Origin of the sequence: Streptomyces sp. NBC_00872, from assembly GCF_045161915.1 — a bacterium.
In the GTDB taxonomy this organism is placed as follows: Bacteria; Actinomycetota; Actinomycetes; order Streptomycetales; family Streptomycetaceae; genus Streptomyces.
The window spans coordinates 8,852,378-8,870,274 of the sequence record NZ_CP108806.1; the positions used below are offsets into that span (position 1 = coordinate 8,852,378).

The 17,897-nt window shown below is 70.3% G+C and carries 13 protein-coding genes and 2 pseudogenes; 12 read left to right on the forward strand and 3 right to left on the reverse strand.

Going from position 1 to position 17,897, the window contains the following annotated elements; all coding sequences use genetic code 11:
• Positions 1-183: 183 nt before the first annotated feature.
• From OG214_RS37235 to OG214_RS37265, 7 genes are all read left to right on the forward strand, one after another.
• Positions 184-1,140, forward strand: coding sequence for a GlxA family transcriptional regulator (locus OG214_RS37235; RefSeq protein WP_383041126.1), 957 nt, complete (start codon positions 184-186; stop codon positions 1,138-1,140).
• A gap of 126 nt (positions 1,141-1,266) precedes the next feature.
• Positions 1,267-2,265: a type I glyceraldehyde-3-phosphate dehydrogenase gene (gene gap / locus OG214_RS37240; RefSeq protein WP_405987306.1), complete on the forward strand. Its 999-nt coding sequence runs from the start codon at positions 1,267-1,269 to the stop codon at positions 2,263-2,265.
• Positions 2,266-2,476: 211 nt separating this feature from the next.
• Positions 2,477-3,343, forward strand: coding sequence for an LLM class flavin-dependent oxidoreductase (locus OG214_RS37245; RefSeq protein ID WP_405987307.1), 867 nt, complete (start codon positions 2,477-2,479; stop codon positions 3,341-3,343).
• A 976-nt stretch (positions 3,344-4,319) separates the two neighbouring features.
• A complete protein-coding gene (locus OG214_RS37250; RefSeq protein ID WP_405987308.1) occupies positions 4,320-5,171 on the forward strand; it encodes a thiopeptide-type bacteriocin biosynthesis protein in 852 nt (283 codons plus the stop codon).
• A complete protein-coding gene (locus OG214_RS37255; protein WP_405987309.1) occupies positions 5,155-7,998 on the forward strand; it encodes a lantibiotic dehydratase in 2,844 nt (947 codons plus the stop codon). The genes OG214_RS37250 and OG214_RS37255 overlap by 17 nt, the downstream gene beginning before the upstream one ends.
• A 55-nt stretch (positions 7,999-8,053) precedes the next feature.
• A complete protein-coding gene (locus OG214_RS37260) occupies positions 8,054-8,206 on the forward strand; it encodes a hypothetical protein (RefSeq protein ID WP_363083349.1) in 153 nt (50 codons plus the stop codon).
• Positions 8,207-8,275: 69 nt separating this feature from the next.
• A complete protein-coding gene (locus tag OG214_RS37265; RefSeq protein ID WP_405987310.1) occupies positions 8,276-9,547 on the forward strand; it encodes a lanthionine synthetase LanC family protein in 1,272 nt (423 codons plus the stop codon).
• Positions 9,548-9,877: 330 nt separating this feature from the next.
• On the opposite strand, the gene OG214_RS37270 is transcribed toward OG214_RS37265, so the two are convergent.
• The gene (locus OG214_RS37270; protein ID WP_405987311.1) at positions 9,878-10,579 is read right to left on the reverse strand and encodes a 2-phosphosulfolactate phosphatase; all 702 of its coding nucleotides are present in this window, start codon (positions 10,577-10,579) and stop codon (positions 9,878-9,880) included.
• A 413-nt stretch (positions 10,580-10,992) separates the two neighbouring features.
• Between OG214_RS37270 and OG214_RS37275 the strand changes: the two genes are divergently transcribed.
• A complete protein-coding gene (locus tag OG214_RS37275; protein ID WP_405987312.1) occupies positions 10,993-12,489 on the forward strand; it encodes an IMP dehydrogenase in 1,497 nt (498 codons plus the stop codon).
• A 1,370-nt stretch (positions 12,490-13,859) separates the two neighbouring features.
• On the opposite strand, the gene OG214_RS37280 is transcribed toward OG214_RS37275, so the two are convergent.
• Complete coding sequence (locus OG214_RS37280; RefSeq protein WP_405987313.1) at positions 13,860-14,849, reverse strand: helix-turn-helix transcriptional regulator; 990 nt, start codon at positions 14,847-14,849, stop codon at positions 13,860-13,862.
• Between the two features lie 93 nt (positions 14,850-14,942).
• Between OG214_RS37280 and OG214_RS37285 the strand changes: the two genes are divergently transcribed.
• The 3 genes and pseudogenes from OG214_RS37285 to OG214_RS37295 all read left to right on the forward strand — a co-directional run bounded on the left by OG214_RS37285 (position 14,943) and on the right by OG214_RS37295 (position 16,587).
• Positions 14,943-15,329 carry a VOC family protein gene (locus OG214_RS37285; RefSeq protein WP_405987314.1) on the forward strand — a complete coding sequence of 129 codons (387 nt, stop codon included), beginning with the start codon at positions 14,943-14,945 and terminating at the stop codon, positions 15,327-15,329.
• 164 nt (positions 15,330-15,493) lie between these two features.
• Positions 15,494-15,680, forward strand: a pseudogene (locus OG214_RS37290) (helix-turn-helix domain-containing protein); the annotation flags it as partial.
• A gap of 259 nt (positions 15,681-15,939) precedes the next feature.
• Positions 15,940-16,587, forward strand: a complete 648-nt coding sequence (locus tag OG214_RS37295; protein ID WP_405987315.1) for an SMI1/KNR4 family protein — start codon at positions 15,940-15,942, stop codon at positions 16,585-16,587.
• Positions 16,588-16,959: 372 nt separating this feature from the next.
• Here the strand turns inward: OG214_RS37295 and OG214_RS37300 are convergent.
• Positions 16,960-17,169 (reverse strand): annotated as a pseudogene (locus tag OG214_RS37300) (IS982 family transposase); the annotation flags it as partial.
• 70 nt (positions 17,170-17,239) lie between these two features.
• On the opposite strand from OG214_RS37300, the gene OG214_RS37305 reads away from it, so the two are divergent.
• The gene (locus OG214_RS37305) at positions 17,240-17,629 is read left to right on the forward strand and encodes a hypothetical protein (RefSeq protein WP_405987316.1); all 390 of its coding nucleotides are present in this window, start codon (positions 17,240-17,242) and stop codon (positions 17,627-17,629) included.
• Positions 17,630-17,897: the final 268 nt, after the last annotated feature.

Sequence of the window (17,897 nt, forward strand, 5' to 3'; positions counted from 1 at the left end):
TGAGCCGGGGCATCCGATCGGAACCCGGCCACCCGGCCACGCGTGCGGGAACCGGGCGATGTCCGCGCCTGTGCCCGCGCCCATGTCGGCGCCCATGTCGGCGCAGTTCCCGGCGGACCCGCGCGGCTTCGGGAACTGGGCTGATGCGCCCCCGGCCCCGCACTCCCACGTATCCTCTTCCCCGTGCCAGCCCCGCCCCTGCATCACGTCGCCGTCCTCGTGCTCGAAGGTGCGAAGCCTCTCGACGTCGGTATTCCCGCGCAGGTGTTCACGACCCGCGCGAGCATGCCGTACGAGGTACGGGTGTGCGGCGCGGCGCCGGGTCTGGTGGCCGGCGGCGACGGCCTGTCGTACTACGTCGCCCATGGCCTCGAAGCACTCGCGTGGGCTGACATCGTCTTCGTTCCCGGCTACCGGCACCCGGACCGTGACGACCCGCCGCAGGCCGTCGTCGACGCGCTGATCGCCGCCCACCATCGGGGCGCGCGGCTCGCCGCCATCTCGACGGGTGCCTTCGCGCTCGCCGCCACGGGCCTGCTCGACGGCAAGCGCGCCACGACCCACTGGCACTACACGCGGGCACTCGCGGCGAAGCGTCCACTCGTTCAGGTCGACGCCAACGTTCTGTTTGTCGACGAGGGCAGCGTGCTGACGTCGGCCGGCGCCGCCTCGGGCATCGACCTGTGCCTGCACATTCTGCGCGGCGATCTGGGGGTGGCCGCGTCGAACCACGCGGCGCGGCGCCTCGTGGCCGCCCCGTACCGCAGCGGCGGTCAGGCACAGTACGTGCCGCGCAGTGTGCCCGAGACGCTCGGCGAGCGGTTCGCCGCCACCCGGGAGTGGGCGCTGCACCGGCTCGGCGAGCCCCTCACCCTTGAAGCGCTCGCCCGGCATGCGGCGGTGTCGCCGCGCACGTTCTCGCGGCGCTTTGTCGAGGACACGGGGTACACGCCGATGCAGTGGGTCATGCGAGCCCGCATCGACGTGGCCCGTGAGCTGCTCGAGCGTTCGCAGCGGGGCATCGAGCAGATCGCCGCCGACGTCGGTCTCGGCACCGGTGCGAATCTGCGGCTGCACTTCCAGCGCATTCTCGGCACCACGCCGAGCGAGTACCGGCGCACCTTCACCCAGGGGCAGTGACCCGTTCACCCAGGGGCAGTAACCCACCGCCCTGTGGCGTGATCCTTTTGGACCCTGGCGATCACGCCGCTGTCACCGGCGGACGCCGCGCGAGAGTCTGACGGCGAACACGAAGGGACACCACTCATGACTCGCATCGCCATCAACGGATTCGGCCGTATCGGACGCAATGTGCTGCGCGCGCTGCTCGAACGCGACAGCGACCTGGAGGTCGTCGCCGTCAACGACCTCACGGAGCCCGCCACCCTCGCGCGGCTGCTCGCCTACGACACCACGGCGGGCCGGCTCGGCCGCCCGGTGACTGTCGACGGCGACGCCCTCGTCGTCGACGGCCGTCGCATCACCGTCCTCGCCGAGCGTGAACCTGCGCAGTTGCCGTGGGCCGAGCTCGGCGTCGACATCGTGCTGGAGGCGACCGGCCGCTTCACCTCGGCCACGGCCGCCCGCGCCCACATCGACGCGGGCGCCGGCAGGGTACTCATCAGCGCGCCGGCCGACGGCGCCGATGTCACACTCGCGTTCGGGGTCAACACCGACGCGTACGACCCGGCCGGGCACACGATCGTCTCGAACGCCTCGTGCACGACCAACGCGCTCGCGCCGCTGGCCGCGGTGCTCGACGGTCTTGCCGGCATCGAGCACGGCTTCATGACGACGGTGCACGCCTACACGCAGGAACAGAACCTGCAGGACGGTCCGCACCGTGACGCCCGCCGCGCCCGCGCGGCCGCGGTCAACATCGTGCCGACCACGACAGGCGCCGCCAAGGCGATCGGCCTCGTGCTGCCGAACCTCGAAGGCAAGCTGTCGGGCGACTCGATCCGCGTGCCGGTTCCGGTGGGATCGATCGTCGAACTCAATACGACCGTCGCTCGTGACGTGACGCGCGAGGAGGTGCTGGCGGCGTACCGCGACGCGGCTCAGGGGTCGCTCGCGGGCGTACTCGAATACTCGGACGACCCGCTCGTGTCGTCCGACATCACGGGCAATCCCGCCTCGTCGATCTTCGACTCGGCTCTCACCCGCGTCGACGGCCGCCACATCAAGGTGGTCGCCTGGTACGACAACGAGTGGGGCTTCTCGAACCGCGTGATCGATACGCTCGAACTTCTCGCCACCAGCTGACCGGGAACCGGGGCGGCGCGCCTGCGGAGGCCGCGCTGCCCGTCACCCGCTTCTCCGCCTTGCGATGCTCCCCCGTGGCCTGAACGGCACGGGAGGTACCCCCTCCACCAGAGGCCCCGGCCTGGTCCACGAAGCACAAAGGTGACCGGACAGGACCCGGACAGGACCTTAATCGGTTGCCGGCCCCGGTGCCGTGCAGCAGGATGCGGGGATGCGTTTCTCGGTCAACATTCCGAACTTCGGCGACTTCGCCGATCCCAGGACCGTGGCGAAGGTGGCCACGGCTGCGGAACAGGCAGGGTGGGACGGGCTGTTCGTCTGGGATCACGTGCTGCATCGCAAGCACCAGGGCAGGCCCTTCGGGGACCCGTGGATGCTGCTGACCGCCGCCGCGCTGGCGACCTCCCGAATCCGGCTGGGCACACTGGTCACCCCGGTCGCGCGGCGGCGCCCGCAGCAGCTCGCCCGCCAGGTGGCGACCCTGGACGCCGTGAGCGGCGGGCGGGTCACCTTCGCGGCGGGGCTGGGCGGGCCCGTCGAGGACGAGTACGCGAGTTTCGGTGACACCACGGACCCGAAGGTGCTGGCCGAGCGGCTGGACGAGGGCCTGGACCTGCTCCAGCGTTACTGGTCGGGTGAGCCGGTGAACCACGACGGGCGGCACTACCAGGTACGGGACGTGACTCTGCTGCCCGCCACGGTGCAGCGCCCCCGGCCGCCGGTCTGGGTCGCCGGCTTCTGGCCGAACCGCCCACCGATGAGGCGGGCCGCCCGCTGGGACGGCGCGGTCCCGCTGTTCACCGACGCCAGGCACGGCCATGTGCCGCCCGCCGACCAGGTCCGCGACCTGGTCGCATACCTGCGCAAGCAGCGCGAGGACCGGTCCGGCACCCCCTTCGAGATCGTCCTCGGCGGTGCCACGCCGGGCGGCGACGCCGCCAAGACCCGCGATCTGATCGGCCCGTTGGCGGAGGCGGGAGCCACCTGGTGGGACGAGCGGCAGATCCAGACCAGCGAGGCGCTCGACCGGCTCACACCGGTGCTGCGGCGCATCGAGCAAGGTCCGCCGGTCTTGTAGCCGTACGTCTACGACCCCATGGCCGACCGGCCGGCCAAGCACGGCAGTGAGGCAGTGAGTTCGTCTACGGCGACTTCACCACCCGGGGCACCGAGCAGGCCGTCACGGTCGCCGACACCCGCCTTTACGCCGACACCCGCCTTTACGGGAGCCGACCGCATCGGCATGGGACCGACTGGCAGGGCAGGCGCAGTCGCGGTACCAGTACCGGTACCGGTGCCGTGCCGAGCACCTTGCGTCGCAGTACCGGTGCCATGCCGAGCACCTTGCGACAGCGGGGCGGGACCGCGCTTCCGTCCTGCCCACCGCTCGCACCCGCGCGGTGCCGCCGTCGAACGGGAGCACGGCCAGGAGCAGCGCCCGCGTTGTCGGGCCCTACCCGCCCGGTTCACGGTCCGCCAAACCGACACTTTCGCGCCAAAAAATCACCGGCAATCCGATACGGATCATCAGTGAACGGACCTGCGGGCGAATGCGGATCGCGCCGGTAACGCGCTTCATGAGCGCTGAACGCGCGGGCTCTGACACCCGTGCGCCGGTACCTCGTAGTGATGACCGCAGGTTCAAGCTTGCCACTCCGGGGATGCTCTGAGTAATCGGTCGATTACGGCGTGTGCATTGATGGACGGAGTCCCGTCCGTTCACCGGCGACCGGCGACCTTTGACCGGCACGTTCCACCGCGGACGCCGAGCTGCGTCTCTGCTCGTCATCCAAGGTCCTTGCCGGGCCTGTCGGTTCAGACGGTCTCGGGGCCTGCCGGTTCGACGTTCCCGCGGTCGATGGTCTCGCGCTCGATGGTCGCGGTCGACGGGTTTGCGGCTTCTTCAACTGAGGAGGGAGGTGGGCGGCGTGCGTGAGCTGTCGTGGTTGCCGAGCTGCCGGGGCGGGGGTTTCGGCCGTGTTCTGGAGCGTAGGCGGGTCTTCTATTCCGCGGGACGCGCGGCGGTGCGTGCCTACGGCCGCGGGGAGGGATGGGTGCAGTTCAACCTCAGTCCCGCGGAAGGCGAGCGCCGTGACCTGTATGCCGATCTGGCGGTGACCGCGCGGGAGTTCCTTGCCGAGGGTGGGGTGCGCAACGTCTTCTTCATGCACAAGGAGCCGGGGCTGCGGGTGCGGTTCCAGCTGTCTCAGACCCGGGCGGAGGCGGCTCGGGAGGCGTTGGGGCGTCGGGTGTCGCGGCTTCCGGGTCTGCGGGCGGCGCCGGTGGGTGCGGTTTACGAACCGGAGTCCTACCTGTTCGGCGGGCCGGGTTCGATGCCGTTCGCGCATGACCTGTTCACGCTGGACTCGCTGGCCTGGCTGGATCACCACGTTGATACGGCCGATGCCGATGTCGATGCCGATACCGATGCCGGCACCCACGCCGTGGCGGGGTGGCGCTGGTCACTGCTGGTGCTGCGGGAGATGTTCGCCGGGCTGGGGATCGCGGGTTGGGAGCACCGGGGTGTATGGGAGACGGTGCGGTCGGACACCGGTCGTCGGCTGGGCGGACAGCAGGTGGCGGACGCGCGGGTACAGCGTGCCGCGGAGGGCATCCGTGCCCAGTGGGTGATGCCCCGGGCCGAGGCGCTCGCCGTTTTTCCGGCGGAGCGGGTCGGGGCGCTGGTACGGCACCTTGAGGCGGTGGGGGAGGCGGCGCGGCGCTGGCGTACGGGCTGGTTCGAGGCGGGTGCGGCGGCGGAGCAGCCGGTCCCGCTGGGGCCGCGGCAGGCCGTCGCTTACGTCACGGTCTTCCACTGGAATCGCGGCTTGGTCTCCTGGGCCCGCCAGAGCTTGATCGCTGAGGCGCTGGTCGCGGAAGGGAGCCGGGATGCCGCTCGTATCTGAGTCGGCCGCGGCCGTTGATCTGACAGGCCACAGCCGTGTCGGATCGGTGGCGTTGGTGAGGGCGGCCGGGATGCCGTGGCAGGCGTGGGCGCAGGCGGGAAATCCCGCGCTGTTCGCGCGCGCGGCACAGCTGGAGGAGGAAGCCGGGGAGAAGGCGGAGCTGGCTCGTGAGCTGGCGCAGGAGCTGGGGCGCGATGTGGTGCCTGATGAACGGCTTACCGGTGGGCAGCGCCGGGCGGTGCTGGAGATGCGGCGCCGTCTGCACGGCGGCCGGGTGCCGGCGGACGTCGAGAGCGTCATCAGCCAGGCCGTGGCACCTGTCGCCCCCTCTCTTGCCCAACGGCTCCGTGCATGGACAAGCGGAGCCGCTTCCCTGACCTGCGGGGACGAGGAGTTCGCGCGGGAAGTGGAGGCCGAGCGTGAGCGGGTGGGCAGGCTGCTCCTGCGGGTGTGTACCGCCGATGCCGTACTGGCGGACTTTGTCACGGGTACCTGGCCGCGTCTGCTGGTGGATGCGGAGCAGAAGGCCGCGGGCGGTGAGCCGTGGAGCGGTAAGCGGATGCGTAAGACCACCGGCTATCTGTGGCGGGCGTTGGCCAGGGCGTCGGCCAAGACCACTCCACGCGGCTGGGTGGGACAACTCGCCGCCATCCCCGTCATCGGACAGACGCACACCACTGATCACGCTGATTGCGCAGATCGCCCTGATTGCGCTGAGCGGGCTGATTGTGCCGATCGCGCTGTGCCGCGGCTGTTGCCGTGGCCGCCCGTCCGCCTGGAGGAGGCAGCCGCTTGGCAGACGCAGAACGTTCACACGCTGTGGCGTGCGCTGCGAGACACCGACCTGACGGCCGCCGGCGGGTGCACGGTGATCGCTCTGACGCCACTGCACCAGCTCATCAGCGCCCCCGAGGGCGAGGCCGTGTGCTACGTGGTGGAGAGCGGTCCGGCGGGCGCACGGCTGCGGCGGATCACGCTACGGCGAACCGGGATCCTTGACGCGGCCTTGGGGCTGCTGGCCGACGGACCGCTCACCCTGGACGAGATCGAAGGTGAGTTGGCGGCCGTTCTCCCGCGGCGGCTCGACGCGGACGTGCTGCGCGGCTTTCTCGCTCACCTTCTACGCGTCGGCCTTCTCCAGGTATGCGCCGGGCCCGCCGGGCTCCGCGAGTCGTGGCAGGGATGGACACGCCTTCCCGACGGTTTGGGTGGGTTCGCGGCGAATGTCGTCGCCTCTCTTGCCAACGGGCGGGTGCCCGGTCAGGCTCACGGCGAGAGCGAGCCGGGCGCGTCTCCTGACGCGTCGGTGCCGGTGCCGGTGCCGGTGCTGTTGACGCGTACGAGCACGGGCACGGGCACGGAAGAGGGGATGGGGGAGGGGTTTGTCGACTCCTACCGTCGGTTGCGCGCAGAGGTGCCCGCGGGCGGGATGGATCGCGTCGCCGGAGGGCTGCGGCTTGCCCGCCGTCTGACCAGTCTGCGATCGCTGGACGGCGGCGGCGACGAACCTGTCTGGCAGCGGGTGGCGGAAGCCGCGTTGATCGACCGCGAACCTCGCAGTGTCCTCGACATCCTCCTTGCCCGCTCTTCCACGTCCCCTTCGGATCGGGCGCCCGCAGGGCCGGCCCGTTACACCGGATGGCACCCCCCGCGTATCCCTGACTCCGGGTATGCCGTGCTGCACGCGCATCTCGCCTCTCGCCTCGGCCAGGACCACATCGACATCGATGAGGCTCTGCTGGACAGGGTGGGCGCACCCGCGGTGGCCCCGTTGGTGGACAGTTGGCCCTCGGACCTGCTGTTACGGCCGCTTCCCCCGCCGGGGCCGCTCGCAGTCCTGGAGTCTTCCTCTCCCGCCGGCCTGCTCGACGCCCGCTTCGTCGGCGCGCTGCGCGATCTGCACGGCGGATACCCCAACGCCGACGCCTACCGTGCCTTCCTTACCACGCTTGAGCACCTGAGCGGGGCGAGGTTCGTCGAGGTGCTCCTGCCCCCGCTCGCGGAGCAGGCGGCCAACGCCGTACGACGGCCCCGTCTGACCCGCTGGTCCACCGGCGACGCCGGCATCGCCCTCTACTTCAGCGGCTCGCCCGACCCCCAGCGCGCCGGTGAGGCCCGGCACCTGCCGCTGGAGGAGATCACCCTGCGCCGACACGGCGACGACCTCATCGCGGAAGCAGCAGGCCGGCGCGTCTACCCCATCCATCACTCCACGCGCACCGCCCATCCGCCCTACGACAGGTTGCTACGGCTGCTGATGACCGCCGGCCACCCCGCCACCCGCCACCTCGTCCAACTGGACGGCCTGGCCGCGGCCTTCCCCGACGCCCCCCGGGTTCCCAGGCTGACCCTCGGCGGCCACCTCGTCATCAGCCCCGCCGGGTGGCGCGTTCCCCGTGCGGCCCTGTGGCAGGCGACCGACCCGGAACCCGTCAAGGTACGCCGACTCGCCGCCCTGCGACACCGTACCGGTATGCCCCGCTTCGTCTTCCTCCGCTCCCGGCCCGCGGGCAAGCCGATCCCCACCGACCTGACGGCCCTGCCCGCCCTTCAGGCCATCGAGCGGCTCTGCCACCACGACGGCGACGACCTGTGGGCCGAGGAGGCACTGCCCGGCCCGGACCACCTTCCGTTGCGCGATCCTCGCCACGCCGCCTCCGCACCCGGCCCGCGCGGCCCCGCGCGCCGGGAACAGGCCGTGGTGGAGGCAGCGGTGGCGGCCCAGTTGCTGCTGCGCATGCCCTGCGACACCACCCCCGGCGACCTCGCCGCCCGTGCTCATACGGCCCTGATCGGCCGCCCAGACCTCCCCGGGTCCCCGCCGTGACCAACACGCGCGTCCCCGGGGCGGACACCACCCACCCATGAGAAAGGAAGCGACCATGTCCGACACTCTCGAAGCCATCGACCTCGACACCCTGATCGACGATCTGGAGGCGCAGATCACCGACACCGAACTGCCCAACGCCCAGATGGCGACCCAGGTGTGCAGCGGCCTGTGCACCATCATCATCTGTACGCTCATCGTCTGCTGAGCAGGCACCTGTCCACCGGCCGCCCGGACTCTCGTGCCGGGCGGCTCCCCACCGTGAGGGACAACGCCCGTGCCCAGCCCCCACCCGGCGCTCGCCGAAGCCGACCTGCACGCCCGTGCCCTGGACCTGGCCACCCACGCCCTCGATCACTGGGCCGCGCACCCACCCACCCCACGCGACATCGCCCGGCAGACACCCGGCGACCCCGCCATCCCCTTCCTGTGTCGGCTGATTACCGCCACACCGGACCCGGCCACGAGCGCCGCCCGTGCGAGTACCGCCTGTGCGAGCGCCGCCCGTGCGAGTGCCGTGCATGCCGCGGCCGTGTGGGCCCGCACCGCGGGCAAGGGCCCCCACCATCCAGGCCTGTTCAACGGCGGCCTGACCGGCACCCTCATGGGTCTCCAGCACGCCACCCACCTCCACCCCGCACTGGCCGCGCCCGCCACACGGCTGCGCACCAGACTCCTCACCCACCCCCACCCCGGCCACCACGGGCACGTCACCTTTCCCGACTACGACCTCATCACCGGCCCGGCAGGACTCCTGCTGGCCCTGGCCGACGACGACACCCTCGACCCCCGCGCCCTGCTGCCCCTCATCCAGCACCTGAGCGACCTGTGCGACAGCGACACTCTGGCCGGACTGCGCGCCCACTACCCCGGCCATCCCCAGCTGGGATGGCTCCACGGGCACATCAACACCGGCATGGGACACGGCGCCGCCGGCGTGATGACCGCCCTGGCAGCCGCTGTACGCCGCCTTCACCGACACGACCCCACCACCGTGCCCGACCACGCCCGATCCGCCCTCGGGCACCTCCAGCACTGGTTCAGGCAGGAGGCCTTCGACGACCAGCGCTCCCTGCGCACCTGGGACGGCGCGGGCCCCTGGCCCCATCCCGCAATCCCCGGAGCACGCGCCCGGCAGGCCTGGTGCTACGGCACTCCCGGCATCGCCTGGGCCTTATGGGAGACAGCGACCGTCCTCGGCGACACCGGCGCCGCCACCTGGGCCGGCCACGCGTTCACCACCCTCGCCCACGCCTACGACACCGACTACCACCTCTACGGCGACCACATCGGCGACCGTCTCGGCCTGTGCCACGGGGCTGCGGGCGTCCTCCTGATCGCCGACGCCTTCCACCGCCACGCCCACCACCCGGCCGCCCCTGCCCTCCGCACCCGCTTGCTCACCTACCTCGCCACCCACGACGAAGACCTCCACACCCCCGCCCCCCAGCCCACCAGCCTGCTGTCCAGCGTCTACGGCGTCCTGGCCGCCCTCCTCACCACCACCGGCGGCGACCGCAGCTGGCTCGCCTGCCTAGGCCTGCGCTGACCGCAGCCAGTCACGCCCAGGCCGTCGCTCGCTTCCGACCCGGAAGTGCCGACAACTCTCTCACCCGGCCCCTCAGCCGTCACCGGAAGAGAGCTGCCCGCAGGAGTCGAGCTGCGAGGCCAGGTGAGATTGGCGACCTGGACCATGACCAGGGGCCAGCTCCGGCCGGCTCCGCTGAGGAGGCCGCCGCACTGGCCGAGGGCGATCCGTGGCTGGTGGCGGACCTTCCAGCCGGACGACGACGTGATCCCCGAACTCATCGGCGGCCAGCGGGATGTGTTCACTGCCGCCCGCGGCGTTCGGCTCTCCGGCTCGCACGGCCCGAAGCGATCAGATCGAGGCGTCCTCGGTCAGCGAAGGCACGGCACACGGACGCAGGACCATGAGCGAGCCTTCCAAGGTCGCCACCATGGCAAAGGGGAACCGGTCGAGCTCAAGACAGAGTGCTACGTCATCAGGATGAACTCCTTGACGCACACCCTCCGCCAGCTCGGCGGCGGCGCGTGACGCGGCAGCGCGGCGGAGGAATTCAGCAGCATCCGTCGCAGCCTCGGCCGCTCTCCGAGCGATGTACTGAGCGCACGCCAGATCTTCATCGGCCTGTCCGTCGTCGCCAGTGACTACGAACGTGACACCGTCACTCCTGTGTGTCCGCAAGAGCCGAGCCGTTGCCTCCGCCACCACGAAGCCGGCGCACAGCACCAGCGACGCCTCCTTGACGGCAAGGGCGCCGACCGTGCCTGCCGTGGTCTTCTGCACGACGGTCCGTCCGCCAAGGTCAACAAACCGCAGCAGGCCCGGCGAGTTGACCATGTCGAACCCGGACGCGGGCGGACCGTCTTTGAGCGCCACCCAATCCGGATGGGAGGCCTTGAGCGCCAGGGCTTCGTCCAGCGACTCAGCAAGAACGATCTTTTCCGCCCCCTGGGCAAAGGCCCAGGCAGCCACGGTGAAAGCGCGCATGACGTCGACCACGACCGCCACGGACGGGACTTCGACCAGCTCAGCGATGCCAAGGAAACGAGTGTCCATTCCGATCATGATCGCGCACGCCTGACCCGAAGCACCCAGGCAGTGATACGCATCACATCGACGGTCTCGGAACGCAACACCTCCAACTGCCCGCGTCGCGAACGTGGTCCGCGCTACGCGCCTGCTCAATCGCCACACGGGGGCACCCGCGGCGCCGGGCCGAGCACCTGAAGCAGCCCCCCGGGGGTGCCGGCCGCCGGTGACGGCCACGATTCGTGCGGCGGCCGAGTTGATCGATAGGGTGCCAGCTCACGACCGCACCCCGTTCGATCCACGGGCCGGTCAGGGCTCTGCCGCAGTTGGTGGCACCTCCACGGCTGCCGTGCTGATCTCTGCCTGCCCGGGCCCTGCGATACGGGGGCGATCCTCGCGGCGGGGCAGTCGGGCCCCGGCCGACGGGTCAGGAGGAACGAGTGGCACAGATCATCGCCGAAGTCTCACGGACGTTCAACGAGTTTCTGCTCCTGCCGAACCGGACGCGGACCAACTGCTCTGCTGCGACGGTCGACTTGCGCACGCCCCTGGTGCGGCACATCGCGGGCGAGGCGTCGGCGATCGAGCTGCGGTCCCCGTTCACGTCCGCGATCATGCAGGCCGTCAGCACGCCCGATCTCGCGATCGCACTCGCGCGAAACGGCGGTTTCAGCTTCCTGCACCACAATCAGCCGATCCAGGACCAGGCCGCGGCGGTCCGCCAGGTGAAGAACTTCAAGGCCGGGTTCGTCACCAGCGATACCAACGTCCGCCCCGACGACAGCCTCGGCCTCCTGGGCGATGTCATGCGCCGCACCGGTCACAGCACCGCCGCGGTCACCCACGACGGGACCGCCACCGGCCGCCTGCTCGGCCTGGTGACCTCCCGGGACTTCCATCCCCAGCGTCATGGTCTGGACGGACCGGTCAGCGGCCGGATGACCGCTGTCGCCGACCTGGCCCATGCCGGGCCCGACATCACGCTTTCCGAAGCCAACGCGCGGCTGTGGGACGAACGGCTGGACTGCCTCCCGGTGTTGGATACCGACGGTCACCTGCAGCATCTGGTGTTCCGTTCGGACTACGCGGACAACAAGCGCTTCCCGAACCAGGTCGTGGACGCCGCCAAGCGTCTGCGTGTGGGCGCGGGTATCAACACCCACGACTATCAGGAGCGCGTCCCGGCCCTGCTGGAGGCAGGCGCGGACGCGTTGTGCTTCGACTCGTCCGACGGTTACAGCGACTGGCAGGCGCAGGCTCTGTCCTGGGTGAAGAAGCACTATCCGGAGATCCCGGTCGGCGGCGGCAACGTGGTCGACGGCGAGGCGTTCACCTTTCTCGCCGAGGCGGGAGCGGACTTCGTCAAGGTCGGGGTGGGCGGCGGCTCCATCTGCATCACCCGGGACCAGAAGGGCATCGGCCGCGGCCAGGCCAGCGCGGTGCTGGACGTCGCGGCGGCCCGGGACGCCTTCCGCGAACGCACCGGCGAGTACGTGCCGATCTGCTCCGATGGCGGGCTGGTGCACGACTACCACGTGGCCCTGGCGCTGGCGATGGGGGCCGACTTCGTCATGATGGGGCGTTACTTCGCCCGCTTCGACCAGGCGGCCGGCGCGAAGCTGCCCACCCGTGACGGCTTCGTGAAGGAGTACTGGGGTGAGGGCTCGAACCGGGCCCGCAACTGGCAGCGCTACGGCCAGGGAGGCCAGGGGCTGGTCTTCGAGGAAGGCGTGGACGGTTACGTCCCCTACGCGGGCGACCTCAACGAAGGGCTCGCCCTGACCATCGCCAAGCTCAAGACCACGATGGTCTCCTGCGGCTCCACCACCCTGCCGGAGTTCCAGTCCACGGCCCGGCTGACCCTCGTTTCAGACCAGAGCTTCCAGGAGAGCCACGCCAACGTCACCCTGCGGGACACCCCGGCGACGGTCTCCTGACAAGCGGCCGAGTCCCGACGTGAGGACTGCCGGCGGGAGGGGAACACCAGTTGGTCGGAACAACCCCCTCCCGCCCGTAGCGCAGCGCCTGCGCTCGGGTCGCTGTCCCGAGCTGATCCGCGCGTTCAATCGCGACAATGCTCTGGGTGAGCCAGCGTTGGACGCGATGGCCCCAATCAGATCGCTTGCCGCCAGCCGGGCCAGGTCGGCTTCCCTTCCGTTGCCTCGCACCGTGCGACGAACGAGCCACCGGGCCGCAACCCGTGGCCGTCGTGGACGGCGCCTGGTCATGGGTCACGATGAGCAGGCGGTCTCCGCTGGGGCTCACCGCCAGCAGGACACGGTCCTCGTCGTCGAAGCTGTCGACGGTGAGAGTGTGGCCGTCCCACCGTCCCCATCTCAGCGGGGAGCCGTCCTGGCCCTCTCCGATGGTCAGACCCATCTGCCCGGGGTCCGGGTGGGGAACGTGGACGGAACCCGCCGCCGCCGTCCGTGTCTGCGTACGTGCCGGCACCGTGCCGTCCCCGGCGTCGATGACCAGCCATTCTTCCCCGCGGTCGTGCTCCGGGGCCTCGCCCGCCAGGGGGCCTCTGACATGGGCCCACACGATCTTCCCGTCTGCGGAGAAGCCGGTCGAGCCACTGCCGGTGTATCGGTGATCCCGGTCGTCCGCGTACTCGGTGAAGTCCGTATGCCCCGCGCAGCCTGCCCAGCAGCGGTGCCGCAGTTCCCAGCACACGTTTCCGGACCGGTCGACGGCCCGGAGCGCGTGTGGTCCTGCGAAGACAGCCAGATCAGCGGCAGGTGACACCGCGCATGAGCCGAACCGGCGCGGCCAGGGCGCCGGAAAGCGGACGGGCGAGATTGGGGCCCGCGGCGTGAGTTTCCGCACGATCAGCTCCGTGTCCCCTTGCTGCACGAGGAGCCGCGACGTGGGCCAGGACTCCAGACGGGGGGCGGCGTCAGCTCCGGAGAAGGCCCAAGGGGCGGCGAGCGTGGTCACGAGTCGAGCAGGGTGTGGCACAGGGACTCCGAAGGGCTGGGGACCTTTGGCAGGACCCTACGACGAGCCGCTGACACCACCGATACGGTCAATGCTTCTCTCGGCGCCGATCACGGTGTGCGGGTTTCGCTCTCGCCGGTTCACGCGGACGTTCGACATCCGCCCTTGCCTCCAGCTCCAGGTCGGCTGCGGTGAGCCGGGTTTCCCCCCGTCCGGGTTTCAGCTCGCCCTTCTTGCCCACCGTCTCCCGGAAGTAGACGCGGCTGCCGCGCCGGATACGAAGTGGTTCGCCCACTCGGGCCGCACCGGACCGACCCCATGATCCCGGCCACCAGGTCTTGGGCCTCATGACATTGGTTCCCCGCTGTCAGACCTGGCGGGCGTAGGCGGCGAGGCGGTCGGCGAACGCGATGCCGAGGGCGCGCAGTTCATCTGGGCGTTCGACGACAAACGGCCGGTCGAGCGAGGCGAGTACCGGAGGCAACCAGTCGAGCCGCTCCGCCCGCAGCTCGACACGCAGCCAGCGCTCGGTCTCCGGATCCGCGCCCGCCGCGGGCACGGACTCTTCCACGATCGCGACGCCGGCGGGAAGCCGGGCGCGGATCTGCTCGGCCGTCCCGTGGATCCGCAAGGTCACCTGATGCCGGTACTCAGCCGTGGCGAACCCGGACAGGACGCGCTGTGCCGGACCGGGGCCCTCGGGCGCCTCGAACGAGCCGGGCAAGGTCCTCGCGTCTGCGATGCGATCGAGCCGGAAGGTCCGGTCCTCGCCGATCTCGGGGTCCGTGCCCGTGACGTACCACCGGCCCGAATGGGCGACGATCCCGTACGGGTGCAGCCTGCGTTCGCTGCGCCGGCCGTCGCGGTTGGTGTACCTGATGGAGACCGGCCGGCGATGGCGTACCGCGTCGGCGACGGTGAGCAGGACCTCGGCGTCGGGGGTGGCGAACTCGCCGGGCGAAGCCGTGAAGGCGAGGGATTCCAGGACCGTGTCGAGTCGGCGGGCGACGCGCTCGGGCAGCACCCTGCGGATCTTGGCCGCAGCCGTCTCGCCCGCCGTGTCCGCCGTCGTCATCAACCCCGCTCGGCGGCCGGCGACCAGGCCGAGGAGTACGGCGAGCGCCTCGTCGTTGCTGAGCATGAGCGGAGGCAAGCGGTAGCCGGGGCCGAGCCGGTAGCCACCGTAGCGGCCGCGCACCGCCTCGACAGGCACGTCGAGGTCGATCAAATGGTCCACATACCGCCGCACGGTGCGGCCGTCGACGCCGAGCCGGTCGGCCAGTTCGGCAACCGTCCGGATGCCCCCCGATTGCAGCAGCTCCAGGAGGGTGAGCACGCGGCCAGTAGGTCGAGACATACCCAGAGCCTAGCGACAATACTGGACCGATTCTGTCCTCTATTCGTTCTAGCGTGCGAAGTGCAACGGCTCCACGTATCTAGGGAGAACACCATGGACTTCGTCTCGATCCGGATCATCACCGGCGACATCACGCGCCTCGTCGAGTTCTACGAGAAGGCCACCGGGGTGCAGGCGGCCTGGGCCACCGAGGATTTCGCCGAACTCAAGACCCCCGGCGCCACCCTCGCCATCGGCAGCACCCGCACTGTGCCGCTGTTCGCGCCGGGCGCCGCTCGCCCGGCCGACAACCACAGCGTGATCATCGAGTTCCTCGTCGACGACGTGGACCGCGTGCACGGGAACCTGACCGACTTCGTCAACGAGCCCACCACGATGCCCTGGGGCAATCGATCGCTGCTGTTCCGCGACCCCGACGGCAACCTCGTCAACTTCTTCACCCCGGTCACCCCGGCGGCCATCGCGAAGTTCGCTCGTTGACGCCAGACGCAGCCGCCCGCGCGGGAGCCCGGGGATGCCAGGGCTCCCGCGCGGGCGCCTCTGCTGAACGCCTCTGCTGAACGCCTGCGGAGAACGCCTCCGGCGAGCCCCGGGGCGCCAACAAAAGGGGGCACCGCAACGCACCGCTAACCCCCGAGGGGCGTCTGCGGTTGTGCACGCGGATCGACGCCGGACGGCCGATCGCACACGTCGCGGCGGAAGCCGGGGATCTCCCGACGCTGCCTGGCGAAGTGGTACGGCCGATGGCGAACGCACGGCGAGGACGGCCTGCCAGTCCGTTCCTCGCGCCCGGTTACGAGCCCGGCCCGCACTGCGGAGGACATCGCCGCCCTCGATCCGCCGCGTCCTGACCGGCAACGGGGCGTGCTACCGCTCCCGGACCTGGTCCGAGGCGCTCGCCGCGACCGGCACGAAGCACAAGCGGCCCCGCCCCTACACACCGCGAACGATCAGCATGCGCAGGCAGATCGTTTCAGACGCCCGAACCAGCGCCCATCCACCTTGACCAAAGAGATAGGGGCACCCCTCGCGGCGGATCCGGAGTGGAGCCAACTCAGGAGCCGGTCAAGCGATCGGTACGGTGACCACCATGGACGATGAGGTACGGCGTGGCCTGATGGAGGCGCAGCGGGCGGCGGTTGAAGCACGACAGGTCGCCGACGCGTGGCAGCGTATCGAGGCGTGGCTCGTTCGGCACGCGCCAGGGACGCTGGCCGCGCTGCGGCGGGGCGCGATCGGAGGGGAGATCACCGGGATGCAAGACAGGATCGGTGTGCGGATACCCCCGGGGCTGAGGGCTCTGTGGTGCGAACACGCCGGGGTGTACGACGTGCCATGGGCCTCGTTCATGCTCGGCGACTGGGCTCTGATGGACTTCGACGCGGTGGTCTCCGTGTACGAGATGATGACGGACATCCAGCGTAGAGACGGCAACGAGGAGTACCCGACCTGGCGGCCTGCCTGGATCCCCATTTGCTCCTACGGAGCCCACGACAACTCCTCGGGCTTGTTCTTGGATGCCGAGACCGGACGGATCTGCCACTGGGACCGGTACCGGGATCGCACTCCGCGGTATGAGTCGCTGACGACCTATCTGGAGGAGATGGCGGACCGGCTGGAGGCACCGTCGTTGACGGAGGGCGAGAAGCCAGGGCTGCTCGACCTTCGTGCCTTGGTGTGGGGGCCACCGCCGGACCCAGACCGGGCGGCCTTGTGGGAACCTTTCCCTGGGAGCTGATGGCGCGTTACGGGTGGCGACCGTCCGGGGCAGCGGCAGCTACGAGCACGTGCTTGAACTCGTCGGGCCTGCGGCGTCCGTGGCTGTGCGTCCTGCGTAGGCACTGGCGGATATCAGCCCGTTGAGGCTCGTCGTCTGCGGAGAAGTTCGCCGCCCAACGATCGCAGTGCGGCACCACGCTCTGCGGGGTGGTGCGCTTTGTCGGCGCTGGTGCCAGTGCCAGTGCCAGTGTCGGTGCCGGGGGCGGCGTGACATCCAGCCTGGACTGGACCGTCACCCTTCGCCCGTCACTCGGCGCGTGGCTGCTGGCCTGCCTGCCCCGCGCACGAGGGTGGGTCGCCCTTCCGGCATCGGGCTTCCTCGCCCTTGGCATAGGTGGGCACGGGCATGGCGGAGCCATTTGGCCTCGGAGGTGTAGCCGAGTATGGCCTGCATCGTGGCGGGGGTGACCAGTTCGGCATCGCTCAGGCGGGGCGTAATGCCGACCGGCTGGCGCCACGGCGCCAGGTCGGGATGCTCCTTCAGCATGTCGTCGGTCGTTGCATAGAGTGCTGTCGCGAGGGTGTCCACGTCGTTCGTCACAAAACGTTCTTGGACAGCCTCGTTCTCGTCTCCGCAGGCACCCCTTGGACCACACCACCAGGAGGAACCAGTGTCATACACGCAACTGCTCACCCCCGAGGAGAAGCTCGCCGACGCGAAGAAGCTGTTGAGCCTCCCGCGTATCGTCGTGATCTGCGGCTCCACCCGCTTCATGACCGAGATGACCGAGGTCGATCTGCGGGAGACCAGAGCCGGAAAGATTGTCGTCAAACCGGGCTGTGACATGAAGTCGCCGCACGAACTCTGGTCCGATCCTGTCGAGGCCGAGGCGCTGAAGGTTCGACTCGACGATCTGCACCGGGCGAAGATCCGGCTCGCTGATGAGGTGCTCGTAGTCGGCGACTACATCGGAGACAGCACCCGAGCCGAAATCGCCTACGCCCGGTCGCTGGGCAGGCCCGTGCGGTTCACGCACCCCGAAGTCGACCCTGACGCCTGACCGCCCGCTGCCACCTCGACAACCAGGGCCGGCAGTCCGCCGCCCGACCGACTCGCAGTGGCTTCGGCGCCGGACTGGACGCGCTGGTCACGCGTTACGGTTCGGAGGTGGTCCTGGTTGACCTCGGCGACGCGCGGCCGGAGGACCGCGTCTTCCACCTCCGGATGCGGCATCGCACCGGAGCGGATGTGACCGGGGCACTGGCGGACCCCGATCGTGGCGTCGCGCACCTGGCCCAGTCTCTCCTGTCGGATCCGCACCGACTCCG

Bases quoted from the DNA above. Each gene is read 5' to 3' on its own strand.
- gap (WP_405987306.1), top strand. From the start codon at position 1,267: ATGACTCGCATCGCCATCAACGGATTCGGCCGTATCGGACGCAATGTG.
- OG214_RS37245 (WP_405987307.1), top strand. From the start codon at position 2,477: ATGCGTTTCTCGGTCAACATTCCGAACTTCGGCGACTTCGCCGATCCC.
- OG214_RS37255 (WP_405987309.1), top strand. From the start codon at position 5,155: ATGCCGCTCGTATCTGAGTCGGCCGCGGCCGTTGATCTGACAGGCCAC.
- OG214_RS37260 (WP_363083349.1), top strand. From the start codon at position 8,054: ATGTCCGACACTCTCGAAGCCATCGACCTCGACACCCTGATCGACGAT.
- OG214_RS37270 (WP_405987311.1), bottom strand. From the start codon at position 10,579: ATGGACACTCGTTTCCTTGGCATCGCTGAGCTGGTCGAAGTCCCGTCC.
- OG214_RS37280 (WP_405987313.1), bottom strand. From the start codon at position 14,849: ATGTCTCGACCTACTGGCCGCGTGCTCACCCTCCTGGAGCTGCTGCAA.
- OG214_RS37285 (WP_405987314.1), top strand. From the start codon at position 14,943: ATGGACTTCGTCTCGATCCGGATCATCACCGGCGACATCACGCGCCTC.
- OG214_RS37295 (WP_405987315.1), top strand. From the start codon at position 15,940: ATGGACGATGAGGTACGGCGTGGCCTGATGGAGGCGCAGCGGGCGGCG.